This window comes from Streptomyces sp. NPDC051136, assembly GCF_044455745.1.
Taxonomy (GTDB): Bacteria; Actinomycetota; Actinomycetes; order Streptomycetales; family Streptomycetaceae; genus Streptomyces.
On the sequence record NZ_JBITFE010000009.1, the window covers coordinates 260,077 to 278,263 of the forward strand.

Genomic DNA, 18,187 nt, shown 5'->3' on the forward strand with positions numbered 1-18,187 from the left:
ACCCTGAGAGGGATTGACGCATAGTGCTCGACGTCAACTTCTTCGACGAGCTCCGGATCGGTCTGGCCACCGCTGACGACATCCGTCAGTGGAGCCACGGCGAGGTCAAGAAGCCCGAGACCATCAACTACCGCACCCTCAAGCCCGAAAAGGACGGACTCTTCTGCGAGAAGATCTTCGGTCCGACCCGGGACTGGGAGTGCTACTGCGGCAAGTACAAGCGCGTCCGCTTCAAGGGCATCATCTGTGAGCGCTGCGGCGTCGAGGTCACTCGCGCCAAGGTGCGCCGTGAGCGGATGGGCCACATCGAGCTGGCCGCTCCCGTCACCCACATCTGGTACTTCAAGGGCGTCCCGTCGCGCCTGGGCTACCTGCTGGACCTGGCGCCGAAGGACCTCGAGAAGGTCATCTACTTCGCCGCGTACATGATCACCTTCGTGGACGAGGAGCGCCGCACGCGCGACCTGCCCTCGCTGGAGGCCCACGTCTCCGTCGAGCGCCAGCAGATCGAGCAGCGCCGCGACTCCGACCTGGAGGCCCGCGCCAAGAAGCTCGAGACGGACCTCGCCGAGCTGGAGGCCGAGGGCGCCAAGGCCGACGTGCGCCGCAAGGTGCGCGAGGGTGCCGAGCGCGAGATGAAGCAGCTGCGCGACCGTGCGCAGCGCGAGATCGACCGCCTCGACGAGGTGTGGAACCGGTTCAAGAACCTCAAGGTCCAGGACCTGGAGGGCGACGAGCTGCTCTACCGCGAGCTGCGCGACCGCTTCGGCACCTACTTCGACGGCTCGATGGGCGCCGCCGCGCTGCAGAAGCGCCTGGAGTCCTTCGACCTCGACGAGGAGGCCGAGCGCCTCCGCGAGATCATCCGCACCGGCAAGGGCCAGAAGAAGACCCGTGCGCTCAAGCGCCTCAAGGTCGTCTCCGCGTTCCTGCAGACCAGCAACAGCCCCAAGGGCATGGTGCTGGACTGCGTGCCGGTCATCCCGCCGGACCTGCGTCCGATGGTGCAGCTGGACGGTGGCCGCTTCGCGACCTCCGACCTGAACGACCTGTACCGCCGTGTCATCAACCGGAACAACCGCCTGAAGCGGCTTCTCGACCTCGGTGCGCCCGAGATCATCGTGAACAACGAGAAGCGCATGCTCCAGGAGGCCGTGGACGCCCTCTTCGACAACGGTCGTCGTGGTCGCCCGGTCACCGGTCCGGGCAACCGTCCGCTGAAGTCCCTGAGCGACATGCTCAAGGGCAAGCAGGGCCGCTTCCGTCAGAACCTGCTCGGCAAGCGCGTGGACTACTCCGCGCGTTCCGTGATCGTCGTCGGTCCGCAGCTGAAGCTGCACCAGTGCGGTCTGCCGAAGGCGATGGCGCTGGAGCTCTTCAAGCCGTTCGTGATGAAGCGCCTGGTCGACCTGAACCACGCGCAGAACATCAAGAGCGCCAAGCGCATGGTCGAGCGCGGCCGCACGGTCGTGTACGACGTGCTGGAAGAGGTCATCGCGGAGCACCCGGTTCTGCTGAACCGTGCGCCCACCCTGCACCGCCTCGGCATCCAGGCCTTCGAGCCGCAGCTGGTCGAGGGCAAGGCCATCCAGATCCACCCGCTCGTCTGCACCGCGTTCAACGCGGACTTCGACGGTGACCAGATGGCCGTCCACCTGCCGCTCTCCGCGGAGGCGCAGGCCGAGGCCCGCATCCTGATGCTGTCCTCGAACAACATCCTCAAGCCGGCCGACGGCCGTCCGGTGACGATGCCGACCCAGGACATGGTCCTCGGTCTGTTCTTCCTCACCACCGACGGCGAGGGCCGCGACCTCAAGGGCGAGGGACGTGCCTTCGGGTCCGCCGCCGAGGCGATCATGGCGTTCGACGCGGGCGACCTGTCGCTCCAGTCGAAGGTCGACATCCGCTTCCCGGTGGGCACCATCCCGCCCCGCGGCTGGGAGCCCCCGGCGCGCGAGGAGGGTGAGCCGGAGTGGCAGCAGGGTGACACCTTCACCCTGAAGACCACGCTGGGCCGCGCGCTCTTCAACGAGCTGCTGCCCGAGGACTACCCGTTCGTCGACTACGAGGTCGGCAAGAAGCAGCTCTCCGAGATCGTCAACGACCTCGCCGAGCGCTACCCCAAGGTCATCGTGGCGGCGACGCTCGACAACCTGAAGGCGGCCGGCTTCTTCTGGGCGACCCGTTCCGGCGTCACCGTGGCCATCTCCGACGTCGTCGTTCCCGAGGCGAAGAAGGAGATCGTCAAGGGTTACGAGGCGCAGGACGAGAAGGTCCAGAAGCAGTACGAGCGCGGTCTGATCACCAAGGACGAGCGCACGCAGGAGCTCATCGCGATCTGGACCAAGGCGACCAACGAGGTCGCCGAGGCGATGAACGACAACTTCCCGAAGACCAACCCGATCTTCATGATGGTGAACTCGGGCGCACGAGGCAACATGATGCAGATGCGTCAGATCGCCGGTATGCGTGGTCTGGTGTCGAACGCGAAGAACGAGACGATCCCGCGTCCCATCAAGGCCTCCTTCCGTGAGGGCCTGTCCGTGCTGGAGTACTTCATCTCCACGCACGGTGCCCGTAAGGGTCTGGCGGACACCGCGCTGCGGACCGCCGACTCGGGTTACCTCACGCGTCGTCTGGTCGACGTCTCGCAGGACGTCATCATTCGCGAGGAGGACTGCGGCACCGAGCGCGGTCTCAAGCTGCCGATCGCCACGCGCGACGCGGACGGCACGCTGCGCAAGGCCGAGGACGTCGAGACCAGCGTGTACGCCCGCATGCTCGCCGAGGACGTCGTCATCGACGGCAAGGTGATCGCGCCGGCCAACGTCGACCTCGGTGACGTCCTGATCGACGCCCTGGTCGCCCACGGCGTCGAGGAGGTCAAGACCCGCTCGATCCTGACCTGCGAGTCCCAGGTCGGCACCTGCGCCATGTGCTACGGCCGCTCGCTGGCCACCGGCAAGCTGGTCGACATCGGTGAGGCGGTCGGCATCATCGCCGCCCAGTCCATCGGTGAGCCCGGCACCCAGCTGACGATGCGTACCTTCCACACCGGTGGTGTGGCCGGTGACGACATCACGCAGGGTCTGCCGCGTGTCGTCGAGCTCTTCGAGGCCCGTACCCCGAAGGGTGTCGCCCCGATCTCCGAGGCCTCCGGCCGCGTCCGGATCGAGGAGACCGAGAAGACGAAGAAGATCGTCGTCACCCCGGACGACGGCAGCGACGAGACGGCGTTCCCGATCTCGAAGCGTGCCCGTCTGCTGGTGGGCGAGGGCGACCACGTCGAGGTGGGCCAGAAGCTCACCGTGGGTGCCACCAACCCGCACGACGTGCTGCGGATCCTCGGTCAGCGTGCCGTCCAGGTCCACCTGGTCGGCGAGGTCCAGAAGGTCTACAACTCGCAGGGCGTGTCGATCCACGACAAGCACATCGAGATCATCATCCGGCAGATGCTGCGCCGTGTGACGATCATCGAGTCCGGCGACGCCGAGCTGCTGCCCGGCGAGCTGGTCGAGCGGACGAAGTTCGAGACCGAGAACCGTCGTGTGGTCCAGGAGGGCGGTCACCCGGCCTCCGGTCGTCCGCAGCTGATGGGTATCACCAAGGCCTCGCTGGCGACGGAGTCCTGGCTGTCGGCCGCCTCCTTCCAGGAGACGACCCGAGTGCTGACGGACGCGGCGATCAACGCCAAGTCCGACAGCCTCATCGGCCTCAAGGAGAACGTCATCATCGGTAAGCTCATCCCGGCCGGTACGGGCCTGTCCCGCTACCGCAACATCCGGGTGGAGCCGACCGAGGAGGCCAAGGCCGCGATGTACTCGGCCGTCGGCTACGACGACATCGACTACTCGCCGTTCGGCACCGGCTCCGGCCAGGCCGTCCCGCTGGAGGACTACGACTACGGTCCGTACAACCAGTAGGCGGGTCGCCTGAGAAGGCCGCTACGACTGAAGGGCGGCCACCCCGAGCCGGGGTGGCCGCCCTTCGGCGTGCTGGGCCCGCACAGGGGCGTACGGGCCCGTGGGGAGCCGGGAACGAGACGGCGCGGCCGGGCCGGCACCGTCCGGTGCGTCGCTCCGCCGACCGGGGCAATGCGGGGCGATACGGGCGCGGAGGCCGGTGTCGCCCATTTGTTTTGACCGCAGCGAATGCGATAGGTACGCTCAGACCTTGTGCCTGGGGTGTGCCCTGGCCCTCGTGCGTGCCTACGACCGCACCGGGGCCGTGTGCGACCACCGAAAATCGCGTCTCCTTCCGCCTCGCGGCGGGAGTTCGCGGCTTCGACACACCCGACCGCGTGGGTCGGCGACGTTCCAGGTTAGCTTCACCATTCGGCACACAGAAACCGGAGAAGTAGTGCCTACGATCCAGCAGCTGGTCCGTAAGGGCCGGCAGGACAAGGTCGAGAAGAACAAGACGCCCGCACTCGAGGGTTCCCCTCAGCGCCGTGGCGTCTGCACGCGTGTGTTCACGACCACCCCGAAGAAGCCGAACTCGGCCCTGCGTAAGGTCGCGCGTGTGCGTCTGACCAGCGGGATCGAGGTCACCGCTTACATTCCGGGTGAGGGGCACAACCTGCAGGAGCACTCCATCGTGCTCGTGCGCGGCGGCCGTGTGAAGGACCTGCCGGGTGTTCGTTACAAGATCATCCGCGGCTCCCTCGACACCCAGGGTGTCAAGAACCGCAAGCAGGCCCGCAGCCGCTACGGCGCCAAGAAGGAGAAGTAAGAATGCCTCGTAAGGGCCCCGCCCCGAAGCGCCCGGTCATCATCGACCCGGTCTACGGTTCTCCTCTGGTGACCTCCCTGATCAACAAGGTGCTGCTGAACGGCAAGCGCTCCACCGCCGAGCGCATCGTCTACGGCGCCATGGAGGGCCTGCGCGAGAAGACCGGCAACGACCCGGTCATCACGCTCAAGCGCGCTCTCGAGAACATCAAGCCGACCCTCGAGGTCAAGTCCCGCCGTGTCGGTGGTGCGACCTACCAGGTCCCGATCGAGGTCAAGCCGGGCCGTGCGAACACGCTCGCCCTGCGCTGGCTGGTCGGATACTCCCGCGCCCGTCGCGAGAAGACCATGACCGAGCGTCTGCTCAACGAGCTCCTCGACGCCTCCAACGGCCTGGGTGCCGCTGTGAAGAAGCGCGAGGACACGCACAAGATGGCCGAGTCCAACAAGGCCTTCGCGCACTACCGCTGGTAGTCGCTACCCACATCGAGACCGAGAGAAGACTGAAGCCTTATGGCTACCACTTCACTTGACCTGGCCAAGGTCCGCAACATCGGGATCATGGCCCACATCGACGCGGGCAAGACGACCACCACCGAGCGGATCCTGTTCTACACCGGTGTGTCGTACAAGATCGGTGAGGTCCACGACGGCGCCGCCACGATGGACTGGATGGAGCAGGAGCAGGAGCGTGGCATCACGATCACGTCTGCTGCGACCACCTGTCACTGGCCGCTCGAGGACAACGACTACACGATCAACATCATCGACACCCCGGGGCACGTCGACTTCACCGTCGAGGTGGAGCGTTCCCTGCGTGTGCTCGACGGTGCCGTGACCGTGTTCGACGGTGTCGCCGGTGTCGAGCCGCAGTCCGAGACGGTGTGGCGTCAGGCCGACCGTTACGGCGTGCCGCGTATCTGCTTCGTCAACAAGCTGGACCGTACCGGCGCCGAGTTCCACCGCTGCGTGGAGATGATCTCGGACCGCCTGGGCGCCCAGCCGCTCGTCATGCAGCTCCCGATCGGTGCCGAGGCCGACTTCCAGGGCGTCGTGGACCTCGTCCGCATGAAGGCGCTCGTGTGGTCCGCCGAGGCGGCCAAGGGCGAGATGTACGACACCGTCGACATCCCGGCCACGCACACCGAGGCCGCCGAGGAGTGGCGCGGCAAGCTGGTCGAGGCCGTCGCGGAGAACGACGAAGAGATCATGGAGCTGTTCCTGGAGGGCCAGGAGCCCACCGAGGAGCAGCTGTACGCCGCGATCCGTCGCATCACCATCGCGTCCGGCAAGTCCGACGACACCACGGTCACCCCGGTGTTCTGCGGCACCGCGTTCAAGAACAAGGGCGTCCAGCCCCTGCTCGACGCGGTCGTGCGCTACCTGCCGACCCCGCTCGACGTCGAGGCCATCGAGGGCCACGACGTCAAGGACCCCGAGGTCGTCGTCAAGCGCAAGCCGTCCGAGGACGAGCCGCTGGCCGCGCTCGCGTTCAAGATCATGAGCGACCCGCACCTCGGCAAGCTCACCTTCGTCCGGGTCTACTCGGGCCGCCTGGAGTCCGGCACCGCGGTGCTGAACTCCGTCAAGGGCAAGAAGGAGCGCATCGGCAAGATCTACCGCATGCACGCCAACAAGCGTGAGGAGATCGAGTCGGTGGGCGCCGGTGACATCGTCGCCGTCATGGGCCTGAAGCAGACCACCACCGGTGAGACGCTGTCCGACGACAAGAACCCGGTGATCCTGGAGTCCATGGACTTCCCGGCGCCGGTCATCGAGGTCGCGATCGAGCCCAAGTCCAAGGGCGACCAGGAGAAGCTGGGTGTCGCCATCCAGCGTCTCGCGGAGGAGGACCCCTCCTTCCAGGTGCACACCAACGAGGAGACCGGCCAGACCGTCATCGGCGGTATGGGCGAGCTTCACCTCGAGGTGCTGGTCGACCGGATGAAGCGCGAGTTCAAGGTCGAGGCCAACGTCGGCAAGCCGCAGGTCGCCTACCGTGAGACGATCCGCAAGACCGTCGAGCGCGTGGACTACACCCACAAGAAGCAGACCGGTGGTACCGGTCAGTTCGCCAAGGTGCAGATCGCGATCGAGCCGATCGAGGGCGGCGACGCCTCGTACGAGTTCGTGAACAAGGTCACCGGTGGCCGCATCCCGAAGGAGTACATCCCTTCGGTGGACGCCGGTGCGCAGGAGGCCATGCAGTTCGGCATCCTGGCCGGCTACGAGATGACGGGCGTCCGCGTCACGCTCATCGACGGTGGCTACCACGAGGTCGACTCCTCCGAGCTCGCCTTCAAGATCGCCGGTTCGCAGGCCTTCAAGGAGGCCGCGCGCAAGGCTTCGCCCGTGCTCCTGGAGCCGATGATGGCCGTCGAGGTCACCACGCCCGAGGACTACATGGGTGAGGTCATCGGCGACATCAACTCCCGCCGTGGCCAGATCCAGGCCATGGAGGAGCGTGCGGGTGCCCGCGTCGTCAAGGGCCTCGTGCCCCTGTCGGAGATGTTCGGGTACGTCGGCGACCTCCGCAGCAAGACGTCGGGTCGCGCAAGCTACTCGATGCAGTTCGACTCCTACGCCGAGGTTCCCCGGAACGTCGCCGAGGAGATCATCGCGAAGGCCAAGGGCGAGTAACGGACTCCGTTTAACGGACCCCGCAAACACGCTTTAGGCTTGACCCCGGAGCCTGCATGGGGCATTCCGCCGCGAACCCGGCGGAATGCCCCCGGCACCCGGGCTTTCCAGCAAAGATCACCTGGCGCCGATGAGTAAGGCGTACAGAACCACTCCACAGGAGGACCCCAGTGGCGAAGGCGAAGTTCGAGCGGACTAAGCCGCACGTCAACATCGGCACCATCGGTCACATCGACCACGGTAAGACGACCCTCACGGCCGCCATTACCAAGGTGCTGCACGACGCGTACCCGGACATCAACGAGGCGTCGGCGTTCGACCAGATCGACAAGGCTCCCGAAGAGCGCCAGCGCGGTATCACCATCTCGATCGCGCACGTCGAGTACCAGACCGAGGCGCGTCACTACGCCCACGTCGACTGCCCCGGTCACGCGGACTACATCAAGAACATGATCACGGGTGCGGCGCAGATGGACGGCGCCATCCTCGTGGTCGCCGCCACCGACGGCCCGATGCCGCAGACCAAGGAGCACGTGCTCCTGGCCCGCCAGGTCGGCGTTCCGTACATCGTCGTCGCCCTGAACAAGGCCGACATGGTGGACGACGAGGAGATCCTGGAGCTCGTCGAGCTCGAGGTGCGTGAGCTCCTCTCCGAGTACGAGTTCCCGGGCGACGACGTTCCCGTCGTCAAGGTCTCCGCTCTGAAGGCCCTCGAGGGCGACAAGGAGTGGGGCAACTCGGTCCTCGAGCTCATGAAGGCCGTGGACGAGGCCATCCCGGAGCCCGAGCGCGACGTCGACAAGCCGTTCCTGATGCCGATCGAGGACGTCTTCACCATCACCGGTCGCGGTACGGTCGTCACCGGCCGCATCGAGCGTGGTGTCCTCAAGGTCAACGAGACCGTCGACATCATCGGCATCAAGACCGAGAAGACCACCACCACGGTCACCGGCATCGAGATGTTCCGCAAGCTCCTCGACGAGGGCCAGGCCGGTGAGAACGTCGGTCTGCTCCTCCGTGGCATCAAGCGCGAGGACGTCGAGCGCGGCCAGGTCATCATCAAGCCGGGCTCGGTCACCCCGCACACCGAGTTCGAGGCCCAGGCCTACATCCTGTCGAAGGACGAGGGTGGCCGTCACACCCCCTTCTTCAACAACTACCGTCCGCAGTTCTACTTCCGTACGACGGACGTGACCGGCGTCGTGACCCTCCCCGAGGGCACCGAGATGGTCATGCCGGGTGACAACACCGAGATGAAGGTGGAGCTCATCCAGCCCGTCGCCATGGAAGAGGGCCTGAAGTTCGCCATCCGCGAGGGTGGCCGGACCGTGGGCGCCGGCCAGGTCACCAAGATCAACAAGTAAGCTCCGCTTGCTTGTCGGTCACTGACCTGACATGGGCTGATGCCTGAGGAAGGGCCCGCACGACTTCGGTCGTGCGGGCCCTTTCGCGTGGGCGCGGCCCACGGGTGTCACTCCCGTACGGCCGCCTGTTCCACGGGGCGGCGGCGCAGGGCCAGGCCCGCCGTGATCACCGACGCGGTGACGGCCAGGACCGCGCAGACGCCGACGGCTCCGGCGAGGGCGGTCCAGGGCAGCCGGAGGGCGCTGTGCACCGACAGCAGGCGCAGCGCGCCCCACATGCACGCCAGGTTGACGCCGGCCGCGGCCAGGCCGAGCAGTGCGCCGACCGCCACCACGGCCAGCGACTCGGCGCCGACCAGCCGCAGCACCTGCCCCCGGCCGGCGCCCGCCAGCCGCAGTACCGCCAGCTCCCGCACCCGGTCGGAGGTGGCCATCACCATGGTGTTGACCAGGGAGATACCGGTGTAGACGAGGGCGATGCCGAGGATCAGGAACAGGCCGATCCGGGTCGGGCCGTCGGTCGCCGGGTAGGTGGCCGCGACCCATTCGTCCCGGCTCGACACCTGCCCGCCGGCCGGCCCCGCCGCCTCGCGCAGGGCGTCGGCCACGGCACCGGCGTCGGCGCCGGCCGCGACCGTGACGTCCACCCGGTCGACCGGGGCGCCCGGGGCGTTGGCGGCGGTGACGTAGGCGCCGTTGTCACCGGTGCCGGTGGCCATCACGGCGGCGATGCGCAGGGTCCGCTCGGTGCCGTCGCCGAGCCACACCCGCACCCGTTCGCCGACGGTGTGCCGCTCCCATTCCTCGTTGACGACGATCGAGCCGTCGTCGAGGCCGGTCGCGCTCCCCGCGGTGAGCGGCAGCCGGGTGGTCGCGGGCAGGGACGCGGGGTCGGCGACGGCCCGCGCGGCGGACCTGACGAGGGCCACGCCCTCCTCCAGGACGTACACGGCGGTCGAGGAGGACGGGGAGACGGCGGCCGCCCCCGGGACGGCGCGCAGCCGGTCCAGCGCCGCCGGGTCGAAGCCGCCGCCGCGCGGCGCCGAGACCACGTAGTCCGCGGCGGTCTGCTCGCGGGTCTCGCTCGCGCCGGCCTCGTTCAGCGTCGCGGTGGCGCCCAGCAGCGAGCCCGCGAGGGCGACCGTGACCAGGACGGGTGCCGCGACGGCGGCCGTGCGGCGGGTGCCGGTGGCGGCGTTCTCCCGCACCAGCATGCCCGCCGCCCCCGGGAGCAGACTCGGCAGCCAGGTCAGCAGGCGGGTCAGCGGACGCACCACGGCGGGGGCGAGCAGCGCGGCGGCGGTGATCAGCAGCATCGGGCGGAGCACGTAGGTCTTGCGGTGCAGCAGCTCTCCGGGACCGTCGGCGAGGGCGAGGGCGAGCGTCACCAGCGTGGTCAGCAGCAGCGCGGCGCCGCACAGCCACCGTCCCCGGGTCATGGCCGCGGACTCCCCGGACGCCTCCCGCAGTGACTGCGCGGGACCGGTCCGGCCGGCCCGCCAGGACGCCGCGGTCACGCCGCCCAGGGCGACGAGCAGACCGGTCCAGAACGCCGCGTGGTAGGGCCAGGTGTGGTCGCCGATGGTGAACCAGGCCGGTGCCAGGCCCTCGCCGACCACCCACGAGGCCAGGCGCGGGGCGCCGTACGAACCGAGCAGGCAGCCCGCCGCCGAGGCGAGGACGCCCACCGCCAGGCCCTCGGCCAGCACCGTCCGGCGCACCTGCCCGGGCGTCGCCCCGGCGGTGCGCAGCAGGCCGAACTCCCGCCGCCGCTGCGCCACCGCGAAGGCGAAGGTGGACGCCACGACGAACACCGACACGAAGGCGGAGACGCCGCCGGCCGTGCCGAACAGGGAGTTCATCGCGGTCATCGCCTCGCGGTCCCGTTCGGGGTCCGCGTCGGCGTACCGGCGGTCGCCCCCGGTCAGCACCCGCACGCCCGCGCTGCCGCGCACCGCTTCCCGCACCGCCGCTGGGTCGGCGTCGACCACGAGCTGGAGACTGACGGGGAAGAGCCGGGCGGCCTGGGCGTCGGTGTAGAAGACGGCGTGTTCGAAGCCGCGGCCGGCCACCGTGCCGACGACCTCCACGGCACCCCGGTCCGTGCGGAGCCGCTCGCCGGGCGCGGCCCAGTCACCGCTGACGACGACCTCACCCGCGGCGCGCGGGGCACGGCCCGCGTCGATCGCGTACGGGGCGAACGCGGCGGTGGACCACGGGTGCCCCACCAGGTCACCGGGCCCGTCCTCGCTCCGCACCGGGAAGGAGCGGTCCTCGACGACCCGGCCGAGCCGCCGCAGGTCGGCGACCGTCCCGGCGGGCACGGCACGCGGCTGGGCGAGCCGCTGGGTACGGTCGCCGATCGGCGTGCTCACCCGCAGCGTGTCCTGCCCCTGCACCACGACCGGCGCCGCGGCGAACCGCTCCGGCGCGCGGTCGGGCGCGTCCCGCGAGGAGGCCAGCGCCAGCCCCGTCACCGCGAGCAGCGCGACGCCCAGGGACAGGGCGACGAAGCTGCCGGTGAAGGTGGTCCAGCGGGTGCGCAGGGTCCGGAGGGTCACGGTCAGCACGGGAGGGCCTCCAGCCGGGTCATGCGGGCGGCGACGGCGTCCGCGTCCGCGCCGGTCAGCTCGCCGTCCGGGCGGCCGTCGACGAGGAAGACCACGCGGTCGGCGCAGGACGCGGCGACCGGGTCGTGCGTGACCATGACGACCGTCTGGCCCTCGCGGTCAACCATGCCGCGCAGCAGGGCCAGCACCTCACGGCCGGCCCGCGTGTCCAGGGCGCCGGTCGGTTCGTCACCGAAGAGCACGTCGGGGCGGGTGATCAGGGCGCGGGCCAGGGCGACGCGTTGCTGCTGGCCGCCCGACAGCTCGGCGGGCCGGTGCCGGGCGCGGTCGGCGAGGCCGACCCGGTCCAGCACCTCGCGCACCCGGGACCGGGACGGGCGGCGGCCCGCCAGGCGCAGGGGGAGCGCCACGTTCTGCGCGGCGGTCAGGGACGGCAGCAGGTTGTAGGACTGGAAGACGAACCCGATGCGCTCGCGGCGCAGCAGCGTCAGCCGCCGCTCGCTCAGTCCCATCAGCTCCGTGCCGCCGACGACGACCGACCCCGAGGTGGGCCGGTCCAGGCCGGCCGCGCACTGGAGGAGCGTCGACTTGCCCGAGCCGGAGGGGCCCATGACGGCGGTGAAGGAGCCGCGCGGGAAGACGAGGGAGACCTCGTCGAGGGCCGTCACGGCGCTGTCGCCCGCGCCGTACCGCCTGCTGACGGCGTGCAGCCGGATCGCGTCGTCGCTGGTCATCTGTCCCCACTTCTCGGTCGGTGTCTCCGGGCCGGTACGTCTCGGTCGGCCGCCCCGGCCGGTGCCTGGCGGCGCCGGCCGGCCGGTGCCCTTACGAAACCGCGCGGGGCGGCACCGGCGCAGTGCGGCAGGGGAGAGAACGGGGGTAGGGCAGGCCCTACCCCCGTTGCTATGTCCGGGCCGATGGCCGTGCCGCGCCCCGGGGTCCTACGGTGATCCGCATGCGCCCCCGAAACGTGTGGCAGGCCCTGTCCGCCCCCGGCTTCCTGCTGTCGGCCTGGCCGTGGCGTGCGGCCGCCTACCTGCTCTCCGGCGCGGTGGCCGGTGCCGTGACCCTGGTGGGACTGCTGGTCGGGCTGACCGTCGGCGGTGTCCTCTCCGTCGTCGTCGTGGGGCTGCCGATCCTCGTGCTCGTCGTCCTGGCGGGCCTGCCCGTGGCCCGGCTGGAGAGGCTTCGGCTGCGGCTGGCCGACCGTGTCCCCGCGCCCGCCCGGCCCCGGCGCCGGCCCACCGCCTTCGGCCCGTGGCCCTGGCTCACCACCCGCCTGCGCGAGCCCGCGACCTGGCGGGACCTGGGCCACGCCCTGCTGTTCGCCCTCGTGCTCTGGCCGTGGGACGCCCTGGTCGCCGTCGCCGCCCTGCTGCTTCCGCTCGCCACCCTCGCCACTCCGCTGCTGATGGCCACCGTCGGCGACGGCGAGGAGGCCAAGGTGCTCAAGCTGTGGACGGTCACCACCTGGCCACAGGCGTTCGGCGCGGCCGTGCTCGGCCTGCTGCTCCTCATCCTGGGCGGCTACGCGCTGGGCCTCGCCGCGGGCGCCCGGGCCGCCCTCGCCCGGGTCCTGCTGGACGCCCCGCGCGAGGCGGGCCTGGACGCACGGGTCGTCGAACTCACCCGCTCCCGCGTCCGGTTGGTGGACGCCTTCGACGCCGAACGCCGCCGGATCGAACGCGACCTGCACGACGGTGCCCAACAGCGCCTGGTCGCCCTGTCGATGACCTTGGGCCTGGCCCGGCTCGACGCACCGCCCGGCCCGCTCGCCGACCAGCTGGCCAGGGCCCACGGGGAGGCGGGCCGGGCCCTGGAGGAGCTGCGTGAGCTGATCCGCGGCATCCACCCGAAGGTCCTCACCGACCACGGCCTGTCGGCGGCCGTCGAGGACGCCGCCGACCGCTCCGCAGTCCCCGTGGACGTCCGGCTCGAGCTGCCCGGCCGGCTGCCCCGGGCGGTCGAGGCCGCCGCCTACTTCGTGGTCTGCGAGGCTCTCGCCAACGTGGCGAAGCACAGCGGTGCCGGCCGGGCCGAGGTGACCGGCGGGCACCGGGACGGACGGCTGCACCTGGAGGTCCGCGACGACGGCCGGGGCGGTGCCGTGGCCGGTCCCGCGACCGGGACCGAGGCTGCCGGTGCCGGTGCCGGTGCCGGTGCCGGTGCCGGTGCGGCGGACGGCGAGGAAGCCCGTGCCGGCAGCGGCCTGACCGGCCTGGCCGACCGGGTGTCGGTCCTGGATGGCAGACTCTCGCTGTCCAGCCCGCCGGGCGGACCGACCCTGTTGCGCGTGGAGATTCCTTGCGAGTGGACCGAACGCTTCGCGTAGTACTGGCCGAGGACAGCGTGCTGCTGCGGGACGGCCTGATGGGCCTGCTCGCCCGCTTCGGCCACCAGGTGGTGGCGGCCGTCGGCGACGCCGACGCCCTCGTCGCGGCCGTGGCGGACCACGGCCCGGACATCGTCGTCACCGACGTCCGCATGCCGCCCGGCTTCCAGGACGAGGGCCTGCGCGCGGCCGTACGCCTGCGCGGGGAGCGGCCCGCCCTGCCCGTCCTCGTCCTCAGTCAGTACGTGCAACGGGCCTACGTCTCCGACCTGCTGGACTCCGGCGACGGCACCGGCGTCGGCTACCTGCTCAAGGACCGCGTCGGCCAGGTCGAGGAGTTCGTCGACGCGCTGGCCGAGGTCGCGGCCGGCGGCACGGTCGTCGACCCGGAGGTCGTACGCCAGTTGCTGCGCCGCCGCCGGGACCCGCTGGAGCGGCTCAGCCCGCGCGAGCGGGAGGTGCTCGCGCTGATCGCGGAGGGCAGGTCCAACGCGGCGATCGCCCGCGAACTCGTCGTCTCCGAGGCCGCCGTGGGCAAGCACATCGGCAGCATCCTCACCAAGCTCGACCTGCCCCCGGCGACCGAGACCCACCGCAGGGTGCTGGCGGTGCTGGCGTACCTGCGGGGGTGACGCGGCCCGGTGCGAAAGGTGTGCGGATTCGGTCACAGATCCCGCACCGACCGGCACCGGCCCTTCATCCGACGGCACGATTGACCGCTGGATCTCCCCAGGCCCCTTCCGGGGCCACCCGGCACCCCGTCACCAGGAAAGCGAGCCCGTGAGCACCGTCCCGCCCTCCGACCGTCCCGACGACGAACCGGCCCCCTCGATATCCGACGAGCAGTGGGAGGCGTTCCTGCGGGAGGCCGCCGAGGGCGGTGGCGCCGCCGCGCCCAAGGAGCCGTCGGCGCGGGCCCGGATGGTGGCCGCACGACTGCGGGACCAGGAGGAGCCGACGCCCTGGCGTGCGCCCGGACGCACCCCGAAGGGCGAGGGCCGCAGCCGCCGGCGCCGGGTGGGCGCGGTGGCCGGCGTGGTGGTGCTGGCGGCGCTCGCCCTGGTCGCCGTACGGCCCTCGCTGGTCCTCGACCGGCTGCCCGGCGGCGACGACGGCCCCGCGCCGGCGACCCTCGCGGCCGAGACGGCGCGGCCGACCGGCGCTCCCGCCGAGGCCGGCGGGGCGGAGCAGGCCACCCGCGAGCACCCGTTCCGGGGTTCGCCCGCCGAGCGGTACGACGAGGGCGCCGACGCCATCAAGGTGCCGAAGGCGAAGGCGCTGTCCGGCCTGAGCAAGGACGACGTGGCCTTCGCGCTGCGCCGCACCAAGGAACTCCTGGTCGCCGCCAACCTGGACCCCGCCGTCCTGCGCGGCGGACGGCCGGACGACGCGCTGGACGTGCTGGACCCGAAGCAGCCGGAGCTGCTGCCGAAGCTGCGCCGCTCCCTGAGCAGCCCCGACGAGGACCACGACCCGCTCCGGCTCTTCACCCGCTTCGACCCGGCCGAGACCCGGCTGCTCGGCGACGTCGTCAAGGTCCGCGGCCGCATGACGCTCGCCGCCGGCGAACCGGGCGTCGTGAAGGTCAACGCGGACTACAGCTTCGTCTACCCGCTGGTGCGGGCGAACGACCCCGACGGACCGGTCGCGCGCACCATCATCCGCCGCGACATCACCCTGACCCTGAACGACCCGGCCCGGTGGAACGTGACCGAGGGCAAGCTCCTGATGGAGAAGTACTTCTCCGAGTACGGCAACACCAGCTGCGCCGTGCACGACGGCTACCTGCACCCCGGCTTCCCCGACGACGACGGTCCCGGCGGCGAACGGCCCACCGGCCCGCCGACCGACCCCTACGACCGCCACCGGCCCGTCATCGGTTCCGGGTCGGGAGGCTGCGGGCAGGTCACCCGCACCTGATCCGCGCGGGCCCGGGCCCGCGCATCGACGTGACCCGGCCCGTACGCCCCCGCCGACGTGACCGGGCCCGGGCGCTCTCCCTCACGCACGCCCGGACCCGTCCCCCGTCGTCCCCTGTGGGGGTCAGTGGGGTGTCACACCCGCTGCCAGAGCGCGGGAACGTTCGGCGGCTCCCAGCCCGCGTAGGCCTGGTGGCCCTGGAGGCAGCGGTAGGTGGCGCCGCCGTACGTCACGGTGTCGCCGGGCTGGTAGACGGTGCCCGCCGCCCAGGTGCCGCCGCCGGGCTCGCCGGGGTCCTCGCCGCCGTCGCCGCCGGTCGTCTTGAGCGTGAGCCCGTAGTTCTGGAGCAGCGCGTTGATCGGCTGGAAGAAGGTCTCGCCGCCGGACCGGCAGTCGCCGGAGCCGCCCGAGGTGACCCCCTGCGCCTGGCTGCCGGAGATGAAGGAGCCGCCGGAGTCGCCGGGTTCGGCGCACACCGTGGTCCTGGTCACCGGGGAGATGGTGCCCTCCTGGTAGGTGACGCTGGTGTTCAGCTGCGCGACCGTGCCGCAGTGCCAGCCCGTCGTCGAGCCGGAGCGGCAGACGGACGCGCCGACCGGGGCCGCCGTGGAGCCGGTGACCTGGACGTTCTGCCCACCGGCGCCGAGGACGTACGGGGTCGCCGTCCAGCTGGAGTTGGTGGCCACCCACGCCATGTCGCGACCCGGGAAGACCGAGCCCTGGAAGGTGCCCTGGGCCACCCGGTTGGCGCCCGTCGTAGCGGCAGCCGCCCGGCCGCAGTGGCCCGCGGTCGCGAAGCCCTGCTGGGTGCCCTTGGTGACGGGGAAGCCGATCGAGCAGCGGCTGCTGTTGTTGATGTAGTACGCCTCGCCGCCGCGCAGGTCGTAGAAGGTGCGGGGCCGCTCCGTGCGGCTCTCGACGCGGGCGAGGGAACGGTCGACCCCTGCCGCCGCCAGCAGGGAACGCGCCGCCGCCGGGCGTATCGCCTCGACGACGACGGTGTTGGTGCGGGTGTCGACGTACCAGACGGGCGCGTCGGCCGTGTCGTGCCGGGTCGCGGCGCGGTCCAGGCGGGCCTTGGCCGCGTCCAGGCCGGCGAGCGAGTGGCGTACGACCTTCGCCTCGGCGCCCCGGGCCTCGATCGCGGGGACGTCGCCCGCGTCGGTCGTCGCGACGGTCAGGGTGCCGGACTCGGCACCGCTCACCCACGCCCCCGCGAAGTCACCGCCGAGCGCGAGCCGCAGCCGGGCCGCCGTGGCCCCCGCCTCGGCCTCGTTGCCGAGACGGCGCTCCGCCTGCCCCCGGTCGAGGCCGAGGTCGCGCTGCATCGCCTTCAGCAGAGCGGGCGGCGCGGCGTCGGTGCGCAGGGACTCGGCGGCGGTGGGGGCGGAGCCGACGGGCGCCGTCCCGGCGCTCGCGGAGCCGCTGAGCCCGGCCACGAGCAGGGCCGCGGTCGCGGCGACGGCGGCACCCACGGCTCTGTGGTGTCGGTGTCGGGGTCGGTGGGGCATGGGGGATCTCCTCGGTCTCGGTGGGGAGGTGCCGAAACCGTAGGGAGCGACGACCGGCCGCCATAAGACCTCAGTCGTCCCCCTCCCCGGCGTTATGGATGCCGTACCGAAGGGGCGGGAGGCGTCAGGGAACCCGGTGCGCCGACATCCACTCCGTGTAGCTGTCGCTGCTCGCCGCCACGCCCGCGTGTGCCATGCGCGCCTGGGAGAGCACGGCGTCGGCGGTCTCCCGGCGCTGCGTCGCCGCGTGCCAGCCGAGCAGGTGCCGCCAGGTCAGCGGCGTCCCGGCGAGCGGGCGGGTCACGATCCGGGGCGTGGTGGGGAAGGTCGCCCGGCACAGCCCGACCGCACGCCCCACCTGCACCAGGTGCACGAGGGAGGCGGTGTCCGTCTCGTACATGCGGCGCGGGGTGAAACCGGCGCGGGCACAGGACGCGGTGAAGCAGTCGCCGAAACAGCCGTCGCCGGGTACGCAGGCCCACTCCTCGTCGGCCAGTTCCGTCAGGCCGACCTCGGCGCGGTCGGCGAGCGGATGGCCGTCCGGCACCATGACGAACACCGGGTCCACGGCGACCTCCCGCCACACCAGCCCCGCACCGGCGGGCGGCGAGGCGGTGCCGCACGTCCCGGCCAGGGCGAAGTCCAGCCTGCCCTCGGCGAGCTGCCCGGCCAGCTCCCGCTCGGACCAGGAGGTGCACGTCGTCATCCGGGCGTCGGGCGCGACACCGGCCAGCCGGTCGAGGAGGGCGCCCAGCAAGGGCCCGTGGGTGCCGCCGATCCGCAGCCGCTCCGCCGTGCGCGGCGCACGGGCGAACCGGGCCGCCTCCTGCTGGAGCTCGGTCACCGCGGGCAGCACGATCCGGCTCCGCTCCAGCACCAGCTCGCCCAGCGCGGTGGCCCGGACGCCGTGCCGTCCGCGGACGAACAGCGCGCCTCCCAGAGCCCGTTCGATCCGCTTGAGCTGTGCGCTCAGCGCGGGCTGCGCGAGACCGAGTGCCGTCGCCGCCCTGGTCAGGCTCCCGGCGTCGGCGATGGCCCGGACCGTCTTGAGATGCCGCAACTCCAGCTCCATGAGGGGAGCTTGCGACGCGGGGAGGACCGGGGCAAGGGGTTGGTACGG

12 protein-coding genes are annotated in these 18,187 nt (G+C 71.3%); 8 read left to right on the forward strand and 4 right to left on the reverse strand.

From position 1 onward, the window contains the following. The first annotated feature begins 23 nt into the window (after nucleotides 1–23). The 5 genes from ACIBCJ_RS26165 to tuf all read left to right on the forward strand — a co-directional run bounded on the left by ACIBCJ_RS26165 (nucleotide 24) and on the right by tuf (nucleotide 8,734). Entirely contained in the window at nucleotides 24–3,923 is a 3,900-nt protein-coding gene (locus tag ACIBCJ_RS26165) for a DNA-directed RNA polymerase subunit beta' (protein ID WP_109034203.1), read from the forward strand. 436 nt (nucleotides 3,924–4,359) lie between these two features. Beyond that, nucleotides 4,360–4,731, forward strand: a complete 372-nt coding sequence (gene rpsL, locus ACIBCJ_RS26170) for a 30S ribosomal protein S12 (RefSeq protein ID WP_003948652.1) — start codon at nucleotides 4,360–4,362, stop codon at nucleotides 4,729–4,731. A gap of 2 nt (nucleotides 4,732–4,733) precedes the next feature. Next, nucleotides 4,734–5,204 (forward strand): 30S ribosomal protein S7, encoded by a 471-nt coding sequence (gene rpsG / locus ACIBCJ_RS26175; protein ID WP_003974303.1) that lies wholly within the window; start codon nucleotides 4,734–4,736, stop codon nucleotides 5,202–5,204. Nucleotides 5,205–5,243: 39 nt separating this feature from the next. Beyond that, a complete protein-coding gene (gene fusA / locus ACIBCJ_RS26180; RefSeq protein WP_133887669.1) occupies nucleotides 5,244–7,370 on the forward strand; it encodes an elongation factor G in 2,127 nt (708 codons plus the stop codon). Between the two features lie 170 nt (nucleotides 7,371–7,540). Next, entirely contained in the window at nucleotides 7,541–8,734 is a 1,194-nt protein-coding gene (gene tuf, locus ACIBCJ_RS26185) for an elongation factor Tu (protein WP_011029795.1), read from the forward strand. Between the two features lie 107 nt (nucleotides 8,735–8,841). On the opposite strand, the gene ACIBCJ_RS26190 is transcribed toward tuf, so the two are convergent. Together ACIBCJ_RS26190 and ACIBCJ_RS26195 are read right to left on the reverse strand one after the other, a co-directional pair. Next, nucleotides 8,842–11,304 (reverse strand): ABC transporter permease, encoded by a 2,463-nt coding sequence (locus ACIBCJ_RS26190; protein ID WP_365980420.1) that lies wholly within the window; start codon nucleotides 11,302–11,304, stop codon nucleotides 8,842–8,844. Beyond that, nucleotides 11,298–12,038: an ABC transporter ATP-binding protein gene (locus tag ACIBCJ_RS26195; protein WP_365980421.1), complete on the reverse strand. Its 741-nt coding sequence runs from the start codon at nucleotides 12,036–12,038 to the stop codon at nucleotides 11,298–11,300. The genes ACIBCJ_RS26190 and ACIBCJ_RS26195 overlap by 7 nt, the downstream gene beginning before the upstream one ends. 221 nt (nucleotides 12,039–12,259) lie before the next feature. On the opposite strand from ACIBCJ_RS26195, the gene ACIBCJ_RS26200 reads away from it, so the two are divergent. The 3 genes from ACIBCJ_RS26200 (at nucleotide 12,260) to ACIBCJ_RS26210 (ending at nucleotide 15,556) form a co-directional block, all read left to right on the forward strand. Continuing rightward, the gene (locus ACIBCJ_RS26200) at nucleotides 12,260–13,636 is read left to right on the forward strand and encodes a sensor domain-containing protein (protein ID WP_365980422.1); all 1,377 of its coding nucleotides are present in this window, start codon (nucleotides 12,260–12,262) and stop codon (nucleotides 13,634–13,636) included. A 38-nt stretch (nucleotides 13,637–13,674) separates the two neighbouring features. Beyond that, nucleotides 13,675–14,268 (forward strand): response regulator transcription factor, encoded by a 594-nt coding sequence (locus ACIBCJ_RS26205; RefSeq protein ID WP_365980504.1) that lies wholly within the window; start codon nucleotides 13,675–13,677, stop codon nucleotides 14,266–14,268. Nucleotides 14,269–14,416: 148 nt separating this feature from the next. Next, nucleotides 14,417–15,556 carry a hypothetical protein gene (locus tag ACIBCJ_RS26210; RefSeq protein WP_362100728.1) on the forward strand — a complete coding sequence of 380 codons (1,140 nt, stop codon included), beginning with the start codon at nucleotides 14,417–14,419 and terminating at the stop codon, nucleotides 15,554–15,556. Nucleotides 15,557–15,690: 134 nt separating this feature from the next. Here the strand turns inward: ACIBCJ_RS26210 and ACIBCJ_RS26215 are convergent, their stop codons facing one another. Together ACIBCJ_RS26215 and ACIBCJ_RS26220 are read right to left on the reverse strand one after the other, a co-directional pair. Continuing rightward, the gene (locus ACIBCJ_RS26215; RefSeq protein ID WP_365980423.1) at nucleotides 15,691–17,067 is read right to left on the reverse strand and encodes an alpha-lytic protease prodomain-containing protein; all 1,377 of its coding nucleotides are present in this window, start codon (nucleotides 17,065–17,067) and stop codon (nucleotides 15,691–15,693) included. Nucleotides 17,068–17,191: 124 nt separating this feature from the next. Further along, nucleotides 17,192–18,139, reverse strand: a complete 948-nt coding sequence (locus ACIBCJ_RS26220; protein ID WP_362502580.1) for a LysR family transcriptional regulator — start codon at nucleotides 18,137–18,139, stop codon at nucleotides 17,192–17,194. Between the last annotated feature and the right edge of the window lie 48 nt (nucleotides 18,140–18,187).

Bases quoted from the DNA above. Each gene is read 5' to 3' on its own strand.
- rpsG (WP_003974303.1), top strand. From the start codon at position 4,734: ATGCCTCGTAAGGGCCCCGCCCCGAAGCGCCCGGTCATCATCGACCCG.
- fusA (WP_133887669.1), top strand. From the start codon at position 5,244: ATGGCTACCACTTCACTTGACCTGGCCAAGGTCCGCAACATCGGGATC.
- ACIBCJ_RS26195 (WP_365980421.1), bottom strand. From the start codon at position 12,038: ATGACCAGCGACGACGCGATCCGGCTGCACGCCGTCAGCAGGCGGTAC.
- ACIBCJ_RS26200 (WP_365980422.1), top strand. From the start codon at position 12,260: ATGCGCCCCCGAAACGTGTGGCAGGCCCTGTCCGCCCCCGGCTTCCTG.
- ACIBCJ_RS26220 (WP_362502580.1), bottom strand. From the start codon at position 18,139: ATGGAGCTGGAGTTGCGGCATCTCAAGACGGTCCGGGCCATCGCCGAC.
- ACIBCJ_RS26205 (WP_365980504.1), top strand. From the start codon at position 13,675: ATGGGCCTGCTCGCCCGCTTCGGCCACCAGGTGGTGGCGGCCGTCGGC.
- ACIBCJ_RS26215 (WP_365980423.1), bottom strand. From the start codon at position 17,067: ATGCCCCACCGACCCCGACACCGACACCACAGAGCCGTGGGTGCCGCC.